The following is a 14,656-nucleotide window of genomic DNA, read 5'->3' as shown; positions in this document are numbered from 1 at the left end:
TTCCGCCGGCAACCCAAGCCTCGCATCAGACCGGGAGGGTCGTGAGTTGGGCTGCCCGAGATTGACATCTTTGAGTATCGACCACCACCATCAGTTTCAGGAAGAAACGCGATGCCTGACACGCCTGTTTACGATAAACGTGAGCCAGAACAAGCCCTCGCCAGCGATGCCTGGGCGGCGTCTATCTTTCCCTACGCCGAGGTCCGCTGCAAAACGAACTTCTCGTTTCTGGAAGGGGCCTCGCACGCCGACGAACTGGTCAATCAGGCCGCCAGTCTTGGCTATCGAGCGATTGCCGTCGCCGACCGCAACACGCTGGCCGGCGTGGTCCGAGCCCATGCTGCCGCCAAGCTGGCCGGCATCAAGCTGCTGGTCGGGGCTGAGGTCACTTTGGAAGATGCTCCGACGGTCGTTCTGCTGGCAACCGATCGCGCCGCCTATGGTCGGCTGGCACGCTTGATCACGCTCGGCCGTCGTCAGGCACCCAAGGGGGAATGCCGTTTGAGCCTGGCCGATCTGGCTGAACATCATCATGGTTTGCTGGCCTTGGTGGTGCCAGACTGGCAAGGGAATCTTTGCGCGGCCCGCGATCTGGCCCCCTTCTCCGAGATGTTCGGCGAACGTTGCAGCCTGCTGGCCGAACTCTATCTGGGAACAGACGACCAACAGCGCCTGACGCAACTGCAAGAGCTCTCGCGCAAGGCACAGATTCCGCTGGTTGCTTCTGGTAACGTGCTGTATCACGTCCCCGATCGGATGGTCCTTCAGCATGTGTTGACGGCGACCCGCGTCGGAGCAACCGTTGCCCAACTGGAAGACGAGCTGCTACCCAACGCCCAGCGTCACCTGCGGCCGCTGGAAGAAGTGCAAAGCTTGTTCGCGATGGTTCCCGAAGCAATCCGCCGGACAATGTGGGTGGCCGACCAGTGCCAGTTTTCGCTCGACGAACTGCGATACGAGTACCCGCGCGAGCTTGCTCCCCAGGGAGAAACGCCGGTGCAGTACTTGCGCCGCCTGGCGTGGGAGGGGGCACGGCATCATTACGGACAGCAGGTTCCGCAGAAGATCTGCGATGCCTTGAAGCACGAACTCGACCTGATTGAATCGCTGCATTACGAAGCCTTCTTTCTAACGGTGTACGACCTCGTGCGATTCGCGCGGACCCGGGGCATTTTGTATCAAGGCCGCGGCTCGGCGGCGAACTCGGCGGTTTGTTTTTGCCTCGGCGTGACCGCGGTCGATCCTTTGTCGACGCAATTGCTGTTCGAGCGATTCATCAGTCGCGAACGGAACGAAGCCCCTGATATCGACGTCGACTTCGAGCACGAACGTCGCGAAGAGGTCATTCAGTACGTCTACGAAAAGTATGGCCGAGAACGCGCCGGCATGACGGCGGTGGTGGTGACCTATCGTCCCCGTTCGGCGGTTCGTGATGTCGGCAAGGCGCTCGGGTTATCGCTCGATCGGATCGACACGCTGGCCAAGAACATCGATCACCGGCTCGATGAAGAATTGCTTTCGCTGCGGTTCGAGCAGGTCGGCATCGATCCCAAGTCGCGGCTGGGGCGGCAACTGCTGCTGCTGGTCCGCGACCTGATCGGCTTCCCTCGCCATCTGTCGCAGCATGTCGGCGGGCTGGTCATCACCCAAGGAGCATTGTGCGAACTGGTCCCGATTGAAAACGGCGCGATGACCGACCGCACGGTGATTCAGTGGGACAAAGACGATCTCGACGAGTTGGGGATCTTGAAGGTCGATTGTTTGTCGCTGGGAATGCTGACCGCGATTCGCCGGGCCTTCACCTTTTTGAACGAGCAGTATGGCGAACAAAAGAAGCTGACCGATTTTCGCGAAGCGAACGACCCGGTGGTCTATCAGATGATCTCCGACGCCGACACGATGGGGGTCTTTCAGATTGAAAGCCGGGCTCAGATGAGCATGTTGCCGCGACTACGTCCCAACTGCTTTTACGATCTGGTGATTGAAGTCGCAATCGTTCGGCCCGGGCCGATCCAAGGGGACATGGTGCATCCTTACCTGCGACGTCGCGATATGGATCGCGACCAGCTCGAACAGGAACTCGCCGATACTTGCCCCACGCCACAACTGCGAAGCGTTTTAGAACGGACCTTGGGCGTGCCGTTGTTTCAAGAACAAGCGATGCAGTTGGCGGTCGCCGCGGCAGGGTTCACTCCGGGGGAAGCCGATCAGTTGCGGCGGGCGATGGGAGGCTGGCGTCGCCCGGGCATTATCGATACGTTCCGTCGTAAGCTGATGGTCGGCATGCGCGAGAATGGCCACAGCGCCGAGTTCGCCGAACGACTGTTCAACCAGATACGGGGGTTCGGCGAGTATGGCTTTCCTGAGTCGCATGCCGCCAGCTTCGCCAACCTGGTGTATGTCTCGGCTTGGCTGAAATGTTATCACCATGCCATCTTCACCGCCGCGTTGATCAACAGTCAGCCGATGGGGTTCTATGCTCCGGCCCAGTTGATTCGCGATGCCCGCGATCATGGCGTCGAGGTCCGCCCGGTCGATGTGAATCTCAGTAACTGGGACTGCACGCTCGAACGTGTTCCGGCCGAAGCCGCTGGGAAGTTCTCGTTGGCATTGCGGCTGGGACTGCGCATGGTTCGGGGACTGAAAGAGCTGGCCGCCCGGCAAGTGTTGGCCCAGCGATCTTCCCCCTATCGTTCAATTGAAGATGTCTCGCTGCGGACCGGAATCGATCGAGGCGCGATCGAAGCACTCGCGCGGGCCGATGCGTTTGGCTCGATGCGACTCGATCGACGAAAGGCGTTGTGGGATGCCCTCGACGCGCCGCAAGATACCACGCAGAAACCGCTGCTGGGATTGGGTTGGGGCGAGCGCGAAGAGGCCTCGTCACTGCCCAGCTTGTCCGATCGCGAGGAAGTATATGCCGACTATCTTTCGACCGGGCTTACCTTGCGGCAGCATCCGATTTCGTTCTATCGCGAGCGGTTGGATCAGCTCGGCGTGCTGCGATCGGAGCAACTGGCGACCCATCCGCACGACAAGCTGGTGAAGGTCGCCGGGCTGATTCTGATCCGGCAACGTCCCAGCACCGCCAAGGGAATTACCTTCGTCACCATCGAAGACGAAACCGGTACGGCGAACCTCGTCGTTCATACTCATATCTGGCAACGGTTCGATCAGGTGGCCCGACATGCGACGTCATTCATCGCCCAGGGAAAGCTCGAACGGGTCAACAAAGTGATCCACGTCGTGGTTCGGCGGCTGGAAGATTTAGCCACGACGATGGGGAATTTGCATCACCGTTCAAGGGATTTTCGGTAGAAGTCGGAACAATCGTAACGGTCAAAGCGAAGGGTACCTCCTTGCGAAAATGGCCGGATAAAACTATTCGTAGACGCATCGGCCTTTCGACCACTACAATAGAAAGTCCGTTTTTAGCTAGCAATCCTTTCGTCCCGCCCGCCAGGAGCCGTGATTTGCCTGGGAAATCGACGCTGCCATTCGCTTCGCTCAGCCTCGTTTGGGGAATCGCCATCCTGGGCTCTGGGATGGTTTCCGCAGCCGAACCGCCCGAAGCTTCTGGCCCAACTCCGCCGAAGCTGACTTCCGAGCAGTTGATCGAGAAGCTCGGCGCGGACGAATTTCTGCTTCGCGAGCAGGCCGAAACCGAGATCATGCAGCGCGGCCGCGAGATCCTGCCGCTGCTGCAAGAGGCCCGGACCTCGCCTGACCCTGAAATCCGTCTGCGAGCCAACACGCTGTACGAGATCCTTTCCGATCAGTTCCGCCGGAAAAGTTTCCAGGACTTCATCGCCAAGCAGCCCGGCGTCGACTTGCCGGGATGGAAGCGTTTCCAAGAGCGACACGGCGACACGACCGAAACACGCAAGCTGTACGTCAGCATGCTCGAGAGCCAATGGGACTTGCTGGTGGCGATCGAAACACGTCCCCAGACGATCGACTACATGGTCTTTCAGCGAGCCAACAAGCTGCGGGAAGAATTGTATGGTCCCGGTCAGGTGCAAATCACCGAAGGCAGTGCCGCGGCGATGTTGCATGCGACGTCGTATACCGACATTCGGATCTCGCTCCCTTCGATGACCCAAATTCAGTTCCTGCTGGCAGCGCCGCAAATCACGGCCAGTCTGCAAGACCCAGAGCGAAGTGCTCCGCTGATGAGCGTTTTCGACTCGTGGCTGCTAGAGAACATGAAAGAGACTCGTTTCACGGAAGAGATGCAGTATATCGTACTGACGACCTGTCTGCGGGAAGGCATCAAGAGCGGTCGATTGCTGGCGCGAGAACTGCTGACCAAACGTGCCAGCCCAAATAGCTTCGGCCAGTTCAGCTCGGTAAACGTGACGCAGCAGATGATGTACTCGATGCTGGCGATTGCCAAACTGGGCGACCGAGAAGACATCGACTTTCTGGACAAGTACCTGCAAGACGACACCAAGGTGACGTTGCCATCGGTCCAAGGCGATCAATTCACCACGCTGCTGAAAGATGTCGCTTTGGTGGCCGTGCTGCACCTGGCTGGCGAAGATCCGAAAGACTTCGGTTTCCCCCGCATCACCACCGATCCGAACTATCTCTACAACATTCGCTCGATCGGGTTCTCGACCGAGGAGCAACGGGCCGCAGCGTTCGAAAAGTGGGAGAAGAAGCGTGAGCAAATCCCTCCCATGAAGTAGTGCTAGCGTTGCCGTGGTGCCACGAATCACCGGGCTTGCTAGCGTGCTGGCAATCTGCATTGACGGATATGGCCGAAATTGGCATGATTCCGCGACGTGTTTTTTGAGTAGCGCCGCGCGGGCAACCTGGACGATACTTAAGGAAGCACGATGTCGTTCAAGGAGGAACTCATGCGCCAAGTTGCGCCATTCATTCTGGTTGTCACCATCGTCTCGGCATGCTCGCTTGGATGCCGCTCGCCGTATCATCAAGATCAGCTCGGGCTGGTTGGTGCCGGTACCGGTGCGCTGGCAGGTGCCGCCATCGGTAGTGCTTCGGGTCATACGGCTGGGGGTGCGATTATTGGTGGCTTGGTCGGAGCCACAGCTGGTTCAGCCGTCGGTGCCCACATGGACGAAGTCGAAGCACGTAACCAGGCGTTGTTCCAGCAGCGATTGGGACGGACGCTCGAAGGACAAACAACCTACGACGACGTCATTGCGATGAGCAAAGCTGGTCTCAGCGACCAGGTGATCACGACGCACATTCGGCGGCATGGTATGGCTCAGATTCCTTCCGCTGGCGACTTGATCTTCCTGAAGAACAACGGTGTTAGCGACGTGGTGATCAGCACCATGCAAAATCCACCGGTCGAAGTGGTCACTGCTCCTGCACCACGAACAGTGATCGTTGAAGAACATCACTATGGTCCGTATTGGGGCCCAGACTGGCACCATCACCACTACCGCCACTGTCGTCCGCGTCCTGGCGTCCACTGGGATGTTCAATTCGGACACTAAGCCCAGGAATGTAAGCCAGCATACGAAACCAAGGGAAAGCGTCATCGCTTTCCCTTTTTCATGCGCGATGGGTTCGTGATGAATAGGAAAAGTTCGCTTGGCTGACGGTTTCTTAACGGATGCAATCGCTATACTGAAACGGCAAGATCAGGCGGAACAATTCTACGGACAAGAATCTCATGAGCAGCCAACAACCCAATTCAGAAGCTTCGCAGCCAGCTCCCGAAACCAAGCCGAAGCGTGAGCCACGATATTCGCCACCACTGCGAAATCTGTTGGCTACGATCGTCGCGATTGTCGTCGCCCTGACCGGGATCTTCGGACGTACCCTCGGCGATGGCGTCCTGGCCGATGTCTACGACGTGGTTCCCATCCTGCGTGATCAAGCGGTCTGCAATCTGATGGTGCTGATCGGCGGTTTCTTCGCAATCTTCATTCCGCTGATGTGGTTGACGTTCGGCAGCGCCTATCCCCGCATCGTCCGCTATACGCCGATCACAGTTATCGTGCTAGGTGTGGCGTTGTTTTTCGTGGTGTTTGAAATCCAGGGGGTCTCCGGCAACATGATCCCGCGGTTTGGCTATCGCTTCGGCCTCGCCCCAGATCAGCGCCTAGGTGGCTTGAATGCCGAAGACCGAATAGTCGCGCCGGATGCCATCGCGAAAGTTGCTGACGACCCGAAAGCATTTCCGCAGTTCCTGGGTCCGAATCGAAACAACAAAGTCGACGGTCCGAAACTGAACCCCGACTGGCAGGCCAATCCGCCCGAAGAACTGTGGCGCGTGCCGATCGGTGCTGGCTGGTCTGGCTTCGCGGCGCTCGATGGTCGCATCTACACGATGGAACAACGTGGCGACGAAGAACTGGTCAGTTGCTACGACATGAACACTGGCAAGCCGATCTGGGGAACCGCGATCCAGGCCCGGCACGAGACCGTGATGGGCTACGTCGGACCTCGCTGCACGCCGCTTCTTCTGGATGGAAAGGTTTACGCCTTGGGGGCAACCGGTGTCTTCCGATGCCTTGATCAAAAGTCAGGCAAAATCGTCTGGCAGCACGACCTGCTAGAGATGTATGGCGTCTCGCCAGGTGTCGAAGGGGGCAATATTGCCTGGGGCCGTTCGCAAAGTCCCTTGGCTTACGAAATCGATGGCCGAAACGTCGTGATCATTCCTGCCGGTGGTCCTGATGCGAGCAAGCCGGAAGCGATGACTTCGATCGTCGCCTTTGATGCCGCGACTGGCGAGACGGTCTGGGAAGGTGGCCATCATCAGGTCAGTTACGCTTCGCCACTGGTCGCCCAGATCGATGGCGCAGACCAGATTATCAGCATCAACGAAGCGACCATCACCGGTCACGAGCCAACCACCGGCAAAGAGCTTTGGTCGTTGGATTGGCCTGGCAGTTCCAGCGGGGCGGCGACCTGCTCTCAGGTTCATTCGCTCGGAGACAACAAGTTCTTCGTCTCGAAGGGGTATACCGAAGGTGCCCAGACGTTTGAAGTGAAGAAAGATGGCGACAAGTACAACGTCGAAGTGACTTGGCAAAACCCGCGCGTGCTGAAGACCAAGTTCACCAACGTCGCAATCCAAGGCAACGATGTGTTTGGCATCGACGACGGGATCCTCGAGAAAGTCACCATCGGCGAGAAACGTCCTGCCTGGCGCGAACGTGGCTTTGGCCATGGTCAGGTCTTGCTGGTCGGGGATCAACTGCTGGTGATGGGGGAAGAAGGGAACCTCGCTCTGGTCGATACGGCTGCCGACAAGTACACCGAACTAGGACGCATCAAGGCGCTTTCCAGTGAAGTCGCACCGACCTGGAACCCGCTTTGTATCTACGGCGATCTGCTACTGGTTCGTAACGCCGAAGAGGCCGCTTGCTATCGACTGGCTACGCAGCCGTAGGTTGCGTGTTAGTTGTTATGATCCAGCAACCAATCTTCCAGAACCGTTTGCTGGATCGATGGGGCCCGCATCAAGTAGGCTCGTTCACCAATCAGTGAATGCAGCCACGGACGGTAAACGAGCGTCGAGAGGGCGCGCGTGCTGAGGCTCGCTTTGACCTGGGCCTCGACGTTTTCCGCCAGTCGGCTGTAGGTCGCCGGAATGATGTTCGGTTCCGGTCCCAGGTGGATCAAGCGTTCGGTGCCGCTGCTTAAAGTGTGATAAACGGCTTGCCAGAGGTTCTGCGGCTTATCGACCCACTGGCAGATCAAGTCTCGGACGTTGCTGTCGGTGTAGCTGCAAGCTCCGGTCACCAGCGAAAGCACCGGCGGCTTGGGCGCGGTGAAGCCGCTTTTCATCTGGCTCATCAAAAGCGAAGCCCGCGACGTAATGTGCTCGCGCCACACAATCGGTGTGTGCATCGGAGGCCAGCGATTGGGATTCTTCTTCAAATGAACCCGGTCGGAAAGCATCCCAGAGAGTCGCTGCTGCACGCGGGTCGCGGATTCGGCTTCTCCGATGACGATCAATGAGTTGGGGGAAAGCACGGCCGAGATACCGACCAGTCCGTTCCCTTCGGCGCTCACCTCTTGGCAGACGCGATGCACGAGCATTGCACTTAGCGTTTGACGACGGCAGAACAGCACGGCCAGAGTGCACGTCGGAGCGAGTTTGGCGATATCGGCCGATAGCGCAAGGGGAATCGTCAGAGCGTCTTCCAGCGACAGGCACTTTGCCGCGACCAGGGCGGTTAGTTCGCCCAGGCTGTAGCCCATTAAATATTGGGCTCGATCAAACTGCACGCCGAATTCGTTTTCCAGAATATCGACCTGAGCCATTTCAGCACCGACGATCAAGGCGATGGCGTCGGCATACGACTCGAGCGTGGTCTCTTCGTTGTGGCTCACCCGGTGCAGCAGATCGACCGGGCGATGGATCACATCGGCGGCGATCTTGCCACATTGATCGAGTCGGCGCGCGACGTAGCCACCAAATCGTGGGTGATTGAGAAGTTCGTGCGTTCTCCCCAGATTGGTGACGTTATAGCCACGAAAGACGAACGTGGTCGTCTTCAACTGCCCGAAAATCTGGTCCGCCATGGCCGTTGTCTTCGCTGCGAGGGGTGTCCATCGATGGTCGGATGCCTGATCTGGTGCCCATCTTATCGTCGTTACGGCAGTCAGTCCGGCATCCCGCGTTGCCTATCGACAATATACAATGCGAGTAGCTTCCAGGTGTAATCAAGTCAGGATCCACGATGCAAACGCCGCGGGAACCCGTTCCGTATGAGTTTGGCCTTTCAGGAAAAGTTGCCGCCGTAACCGGTGCAGCCAGCGGAATCGGTCGGGCAATTGCCCTGCAGCTTGCGTCCCAGGGGGCCTCTCTTATTCTTCACACGCGGTCCAACGATCATGGCCTGCGCGAGACCGCGAATCTGGCGCAATCACTGAACGATCGAATCAAAATCGCCCTAATTCTTGAAGATTTCGCCGATCCCAACCATCAAGATCGCTTCTGCCAAAAGGCGTGGGAGGCCCAGGGGGGCGTGGACATTTTGGTAAATAACGCCGGGGTCGATGTGCTGACCGGCGCGAACGCCAGCCTCTCATTTGAAGAAAAGTTGGAGCTCGTTTATCGGATCGATGTCGTCTCGACCGTCCGAATTGCCCGGACACTTGGCCGGCAGATGCGATCACGCCCCGGCAGTGCCATCATCAACATTGGCTGGGATCAGGCCGAGCATGGCATGGAAGGTGACAGTGGCGAGATGTTCGCCGTGTCGAAAGGGGCGATCATGGCTTTCTCGAAGAGCCTGGCGAAATCGCTCGCTCCGAATGTTCGCGTGAACTGCGTTGCCCCAGGCTGGATTCAAACCGCCTGGGGAGAGAACTCGTCCGAGTACTGGCAATCTCGTGCCCAGCGCGAATCGCTGGTTGGCACGTGGGGTCTGCCGGAAGACATTGCCGCGGCGGTCGCTTACCTGGCATCGCCGGCGGCGCGATTCATCAACGGACAAGTCTTGCCAGTCAATGGCGGCTTCAACCATGGTGGTCATTCGCCACGCCCTGGTAAGGAGTCGTAAGCAGGCCATGGCCGACCGTCATATCCACTTCGTCACCGGGAAGTTGGCTGAAGCTTCGCTGCGGAGCTTGCTGAGCGAGCTCGCGCCTCGGGCAGGCTTCGAATACAGCGTCCAGGTCCTCAACATCACCGTTGCTGCCCTAATGACGACGACGTGGGTTGCCAAACGGATCGAAGTGCCTGGGATCGCTACCGAGGTGATGGTCACCGGTTACTGTCGAGGTGATCTGAGCGAAATTGAAGCAGTCGCCAGGTTGCCGGTCGTTCGCGGGCCGAAAGACCTGCGGCTGCTGCCAGATTGGTTCGATCAGCCGACGCTGGCCGATGATTATGGCGAGTACGATGTCGAGATCATCGCCGAGATCAATCACGCGCCTAGCTTTACGCTTACGCAGATCCTCGAAGAAGCCCGTCGGCTGAAGCAAGCCGGTGCCGATCGGATTGATATCGGCTGCGATCCTGGGGCCATCTGGACCGGAGTGGCCGAGTGCGTCAAAGCATTGGTTGACGAAGGCTTCGAGGTTTCGGTCGACAGCCTTGAGCCGCGCGAGATTGCTCCGGCGGTAGCGGCTGGGGCTTCGCTTGTATTGTCGGTCAATTCGAGCAATCGCCAGCATGCGGCCGACTGGGGCTGCGAAGTGGTCGTCATTCCGGACGATCCGAAATCGCTGAGCGGGTTCGATGAAACCATCGAGTTTCTGGCCCAGCGGAATGTGCCGTTTCGCTTGGACCCGATCCTCGAACCGATTTCATTCGGGTTCACGGAAAGCATCGTCCGTTATTACGAGACCCGCCGTCGGTACCCTGAAGATGAAATGATGATGGGGATCGGCAACTTGACCGAGTTGACTGATGTCGATTCGGCCGGGCTGAATGTCATGCTGCTGGGTATCTGTCAAGAGCTCGGCATTCGCAGCGTGCTGACCACTCAGGTAATCAATTGGGCCCAAACCAGCGTGCGAGAATGCGACCTCGCGCGACGCTTGATGCGGTATGCCCTGCACCACCGGACGCTGCCGAAACGAATCGAGCCGCGACTGGTCACGCTGCGTGATGCCAAGATCACGGAGCCGACCGAAGAAGAACTTGCCCGACTGCCTGTCGAGATCAAAGATCAGAACTATCGCATCTTCGTCGCCCAGCAGCTTCTGCATCTGGTTGCCAGTGGAATGCATCTGACCGATACCGATCCGCTGGCGTTGTTCGAGAAGCTGGACGAAACCAAGCCGACGAACTTGAGTCCGTCGCATGCGTTTTACCTCGGGTTCGAGCTATGTAAAGCGATGACCGCGATGCACCTTGGGAAGCAATATCGCCAGGACGAAGCCCTCGACTGGGGCTATCTGACGCACGAAGAAGTTTCGCACCGAATCAATTTGCATAAAGATCGGCCTGATCGCGAACGATCTGAGAAGAATGATGAACGAAGTTAGCACGCTCGGAAAACCGTTTGCGATCGAGCTCGACGCGAAATGGACGCCGAGCGAAGTGTTCGCGCGGCTGGCCCATCTGCCGCATGTTTTGTGGCTTGATAGCGCTCGCAGCGATGCCAACCTTGGCCGGTACAGCTTTTTGACGGCCGACCCGGTCGAAACCATTCAGGCCGGTCCGCTGCAAGTCGAGAATGCACTGACGCGGCTCACCGAGTTGGAAGCTTTGTTCCGTCTCGAATCGCTGGAAGGCTTGCCGCCGTTTCAAGGTGGGGTCGCCGGTTACTTTTCGTACGACTTGAATCGCGCCTTCGAGGTCGTGCCTGAGACTCGCTTCAACGAGTTTCATCTGCCGCTGTTGTCGTTTGGTGTCTACGACTGGGTGATTTGCTGGGACCATGCCGAGCAAAAGGCCTGGATCATTTCGACCGGCTTCCCGGAAAGTGATCCGGCGAAGCGGGAAGTGGCTGCCAAAGAACGCGCTGCGGAAGTGACGGCTCGACTGGATGCCGACCCGGTCCCTCTGGCTGGCAATGCTACTGGCCGAGTTGTTCCTGCCACCGAGCTGGCCCCTTGCTTCGCCTGCGCGGAGCAGCCCGGCGTGATGAGCAACTTCAGCAAAGAAGATTACCTGGCGGCCGTAGCTCGGTCGGTCGAGTACATCCACGCTGGCGACATCTTCCAGGTAAACTTGTCGCAGCGTTTGATCATGGAAGCCAAGACCGGCGCGGCCGAGCTGTATTTGCGATTGCGAGAAAAGAACCCTGCTCCGTTCGCTGGCTACTACGACTTTGGCATGGGGCAGATTGTCTCGGCTTCGCCGGAACGGTTTATCTCGGTTCGTGATCGTTGGATCGAATCGCGACCGATCAAAGGAACGCGTCGCCGCAGCGGTCGACCAGAGCTCGATATGTTCTGGGCCGATGAACTGGTTCGCAGCGAGAAAGACCGTGCCGAGAACGTGATGATCGTTGACCTGCTGCGAAACGATCTTTCGCGAATCTGTCAGGACGACAGCGTGGAAGCAACGAGCTTGTGCGGGCTGGAAACCTATCAGACCGTGCAGCACCTGGTCTCGATCATTGTCGGTCGTCTGCAAGATAACGTTGGCGTGCGCGAGATCCTCGAGGCAATCTTCCCTGGCGGATCGATCACCGGCGCACCGAAGATCCGGGCCATGGAGATCATTGCCGAACTGGAACCAACGGCTCGCGGGCCTTATTGCGGCTCGCTTGGATATATCGGCTTCGATGGCACCATCGATTGGAATATCTTGATTCGCACGATCGTCGCTTCGGCCGGCTGGTGGCAGTTCCCGGTCGGTGGTGGGATTGTTGCCGACTCGGACCCCTTGCGGGAATACGAGGAAACGTGGCATAAAGCACTCGGCCTTCTCCACGCGGTGCTTGACGAATGATATTGGTAATCGACAACTACGACAGCTTCGTGCATAACCTTGCGCGGTACTTCCGCCAGCTTGGGCAGAAGACGGTCGTGCGCCGCAACGACGCGATCACGCTGGAAGAGATCAAGTTGTTGAAGCCTGACGCGATCGTTCTTTCGCCGGGACCCTGCACGCCCAACGAATCAGGCATCTGCTTGGATGTGGTTCGGCAGTTGGGAGCCACGGTTCCAATTTTGGGGGTATGCCTTGGGCACCAAGCGATCGTCGCCGCACTGGGCGGCAACGTCGTCCGGGCCGCCGCACCGATGCATGGTCGCTCGTCGCCGATTACCCATGACGAAGGAAAGCTGTTCGCTGGACTTCCCTCTCCCTTTGCGGTCGGCCGATATCATTCGCTTATTGCCGAGCGCTCGTCGCTTCCCGATTGCCTGCGAATCGATGCGGAAACGGACGATGGCACCATCATGGCGGTCTCGCACGTCGAGTGGCCTTTGGTGGGCGTTCAGTTTCATCCTGAGTCGGTGCTGACCGATCACGGCTACGCGATGCTGGCCAACTTCTTGCGGTTTGCCGGTCAGACTCCGGCAGCCGATGTTGGCAGTGCGATGCCGAAGATTGTTACCCCAGGCGGATCGTTGCTGACCGATCGCGACTATTACTGGAGCCAGGAGTCGTGAGCGAGTCGCCACTGCGAATCATCGAAGGGATGCTCACCACCGAAAACGCCGACGGCACCGTGAATGTCGCGCCGATGGGGCCGCGGGTGAACGATAACTTTACGCGGTTTCAGCTGCGTCCCTTCCCTGGTTCACGCACGTACGAAAACTTGCTGCGGACGCGACGGGCCACGTTTCATGTGACCGACGATGTCGAGATGATCGCGCAAGCCGCCGTGGGCGACTTGCATTCGCCGCCGTCGTTTGTCAGTGATATGCCCACTGGCATCCACGTTCTGTCAGGAGCTTGCCGCTGGTATGCCCTGGAAGCAGTCGATGTGGAGACGCACGGCGAGCGGGCCTCGCTGATTTGTGCGGTGCAATCTTCCGGCAAACTGCGTGATTACTTCGGGTTGAATCGGGCCAAGCACGCCGTGCTGGAACTGGCCATTCTAGCAACCCGCGTTCATTTGCTGCCCGCGGAAGAGATCGAGGCGGAAATCGCCATGCTGACGCCGTGGGTCGAGAAAACGGGTGGTGAGAGTGAACTTCGGGCCTGGGAGTTTCTCCGCAGCACGATTGATCAACGGCTGGCCGCAAAGCAGGAATCGTCGTAGGCCGCTCTCTGCGGTAGACTGGGGAAATGTCGCTACTCAAACCATCACCACTGGCCGATGCCTATTCGCCGTTATTGGCGAAGTTGACTGTCGGTTCGCGCCTGCACTTCGGGCTGCTGAACTTCGATAGCGACGACGCTTCGTTTGGTGGCGTGGGGATGATGATCCAGCGACCCGGGCTGGAAGTTCACGCCAGCTTCTCGCCAAAGTTCATCGCCAATGGGCCGCTGGCATCGCGGATCGAAGCGTTTGCCCAGCTCTGGCAGCAAGCGACCCTGAAGAAACTTCCGACCGTGCGGCTGAGCACCCGGGGCGAACTTCGCGACCATGTTGGGCTGGGATGCGGAACGCAGCTTGGTCTGGCGATCGGGACCTTGTTATCGAAGCTGACCCAGCACCCACTGCCGGACTTGCCGAGCCTGGTCGATACGGTCGGTCGCGCGAAACGATCGGCCATTGGCTGCTATGGCTTTCTGCAGGGTGGCTTCCTGTTTGAAACAGGGCACCAGCAAGAAGAGTTTCCCGATCTTGCCTATCGCGGCGACGTGCCTGAGTCGTGGCGGATTGTTCTGGCAACGCAGCAGAAGATCCACGGTCGCCATGGTCACGACGAAGAAGAAAGCTTCCGTCAGCTCGATCCGGTTCCGCCCCCCACGACCAGCCGCTTGCGGCAATTGATCGAAGGGGAAATGACCCCAGGGCTGGAAGCAGCCGAGATCGACCGCTTTGGCGAGGCCGTTTATGAGTACGGATGCCTCGCCGGCGACTGCTATGGTTCGGTCCAGGGGGGCCGCTACGCGAACCCAACGTGCACGGAACTTGTCCAGCGGATGCGTGCCTTTGGCATCGCCGGGGTGGGGCAAAGTTCTTGGGGTCCGACGATATTCGGTATCTGCGAAGATATCGACCAGGCTCAGGCACTTTGCACCCATTTGCATGAGCGGTATTCTGAACACGAAATGCATCTCGAAATTTCCGAGCCGAACAACCACGGTGCCCAGCTCGAGTGGGCTTCGACCGACGGCTAGAACGCAGAAGAGAGGATCTCA

11 protein-coding genes are annotated in these 14,656 nt (G+C 58.5%); 10 read left to right on the top strand and 1 reads right to left on the bottom strand.

The window, feature by feature from the left end:
- The first annotated feature begins 111 nt into the window (after positions 1-111).
- The 4 genes from AB1L30_RS13390 (at position 112) to AB1L30_RS13375 (ending at position 7,378) form a co-directional block, all read left to right on the top strand.
- Positions 112-3,318: an error-prone DNA polymerase gene (locus AB1L30_RS13390; protein ID WP_367013923.1), complete on the top strand. Its 3,207-nt coding sequence runs from the start codon at positions 112-114 to the stop codon at positions 3,316-3,318.
- Positions 3,319-3,473: 155 nt separating this feature from the next.
- A complete protein-coding gene (locus tag AB1L30_RS13385) occupies positions 3,474-4,691 on the top strand; it encodes a hypothetical protein (protein ID WP_367013922.1) in 1,218 nt (405 codons plus the stop codon).
- Between the two features lie 171 nt (positions 4,692-4,862).
- Positions 4,863-5,471: a glycine zipper domain-containing protein gene (locus tag AB1L30_RS13380; protein WP_367013921.1), complete on the top strand. Its 609-nt coding sequence runs from the start codon at positions 4,863-4,865 to the stop codon at positions 5,469-5,471.
- A gap of 179 nt (positions 5,472-5,650) precedes the next feature.
- The gene (locus tag AB1L30_RS13375) at positions 5,651-7,378 is read left to right on the top strand and encodes a PQQ-binding-like beta-propeller repeat protein (protein WP_367013920.1); all 1,728 of its coding nucleotides are present in this window, start codon (positions 5,651-5,653) and stop codon (positions 7,376-7,378) included.
- Positions 7,379-7,386: 8 nt separating this feature from the next.
- On the opposite strand, the gene AB1L30_RS13370 is transcribed toward AB1L30_RS13375, so the two are convergent.
- On the bottom strand, positions 7,387-8,517 hold the full coding sequence (locus tag AB1L30_RS13370) for a hypothetical protein (protein WP_367013919.1): 1,131 nt from the start codon (positions 8,515-8,517) through the stop codon (positions 7,387-7,389).
- A gap of 158 nt (positions 8,518-8,675) precedes the next feature.
- Here AB1L30_RS13370 and AB1L30_RS13365 point away from each other — a divergent pair, with 158 nt between their 5' ends.
- Genes AB1L30_RS13365 through AB1L30_RS13340 form a run of 6 tightly spaced genes read left to right on the top strand, consistent with a single transcriptional unit; the run spans position 8,676 to position 14,635 of the window.
- Entirely contained in the window at positions 8,676-9,500 is an 825-nt protein-coding gene (locus AB1L30_RS13365) for an SDR family oxidoreductase (RefSeq protein WP_367013918.1), read from the top strand.
- Between the two features lie 7 nt (positions 9,501-9,507).
- Complete coding sequence (locus AB1L30_RS13360) at positions 9,508-10,932, top strand: DUF6513 domain-containing protein (RefSeq protein WP_367013917.1); 1,425 nt, start codon at positions 9,508-9,510, stop codon at positions 10,930-10,932.
- Positions 10,916-12,346: an anthranilate synthase component I family protein gene (locus AB1L30_RS13355; RefSeq protein WP_367013916.1), complete on the top strand. Its 1,431-nt coding sequence runs from the start codon at positions 10,916-10,918 to the stop codon at positions 12,344-12,346. Before AB1L30_RS13360 ends, AB1L30_RS13355 begins: the two co-directional genes overlap by 17 nt.
- The gene (locus AB1L30_RS13350; protein WP_367013915.1) at positions 12,343-13,011 is read left to right on the top strand and encodes an aminodeoxychorismate/anthranilate synthase component II; all 669 of its coding nucleotides are present in this window, start codon (positions 12,343-12,345) and stop codon (positions 13,009-13,011) included. The genes AB1L30_RS13355 and AB1L30_RS13350 overlap by 4 nt, the downstream gene beginning before the upstream one ends.
- Positions 13,008-13,607, top strand: coding sequence for a DUF447 domain-containing protein (locus AB1L30_RS13345; RefSeq protein ID WP_367013914.1), 600 nt, complete (start codon positions 13,008-13,010; stop codon positions 13,605-13,607). The genes AB1L30_RS13350 and AB1L30_RS13345 overlap by 4 nt, the downstream gene beginning before the upstream one ends.
- A gap of 26 nt (positions 13,608-13,633) precedes the next feature.
- On the top strand, positions 13,634-14,635 hold the full coding sequence (locus AB1L30_RS13340) for a hypothetical protein (RefSeq protein WP_367013913.1): 1,002 nt from the start codon (positions 13,634-13,636) through the stop codon (positions 14,633-14,635).
- The last annotated feature ends 21 nt before the right edge of the window (positions 14,636-14,656 follow it).

The organism is Bremerella sp. JC817 (genome assembly GCF_040718835.1).
In the GTDB taxonomy this organism is placed as follows: Bacteria; Planctomycetota; Planctomycetia; order Pirellulales; family Pirellulaceae; genus Bremerella.
This window is presented reverse-complemented; position numbering and strand designations above follow the sequence as displayed.

Bases quoted from the DNA above. Each gene is read 5' to 3' on its own strand.
- AB1L30_RS13390 (WP_367013923.1), top strand. From the start codon at position 112: ATGCCTGACACGCCTGTTTACGATAAACGTGAGCCAGAACAAGCCCTC.
- AB1L30_RS13380 (WP_367013921.1), top strand. From the start codon at position 4,863: ATGCGCCAAGTTGCGCCATTCATTCTGGTTGTCACCATCGTCTCGGCA.
- AB1L30_RS13375 (WP_367013920.1), top strand. From the start codon at position 5,651: ATGAGCAGCCAACAACCCAATTCAGAAGCTTCGCAGCCAGCTCCCGAA.
- AB1L30_RS13370 (WP_367013919.1), bottom strand. From the start codon at position 8,517: ATGGCGGACCAGATTTTCGGGCAGTTGAAGACGACCACGTTCGTCTTT.
- AB1L30_RS13365 (WP_367013918.1), top strand. From the start codon at position 8,676: ATGCAAACGCCGCGGGAACCCGTTCCGTATGAGTTTGGCCTTTCAGGA.
- AB1L30_RS13360 (WP_367013917.1), top strand. From the start codon at position 9,508: ATGGCCGACCGTCATATCCACTTCGTCACCGGGAAGTTGGCTGAAGCT.
- AB1L30_RS13355 (WP_367013916.1), top strand. From the start codon at position 10,916: ATGATGAACGAAGTTAGCACGCTCGGAAAACCGTTTGCGATCGAGCTC.
- AB1L30_RS13350 (WP_367013915.1), top strand. From the start codon at position 12,343: ATGATATTGGTAATCGACAACTACGACAGCTTCGTGCATAACCTTGCG.
- AB1L30_RS13340 (WP_367013913.1), top strand. From the start codon at position 13,634: ATGTCGCTACTCAAACCATCACCACTGGCCGATGCCTATTCGCCGTTA.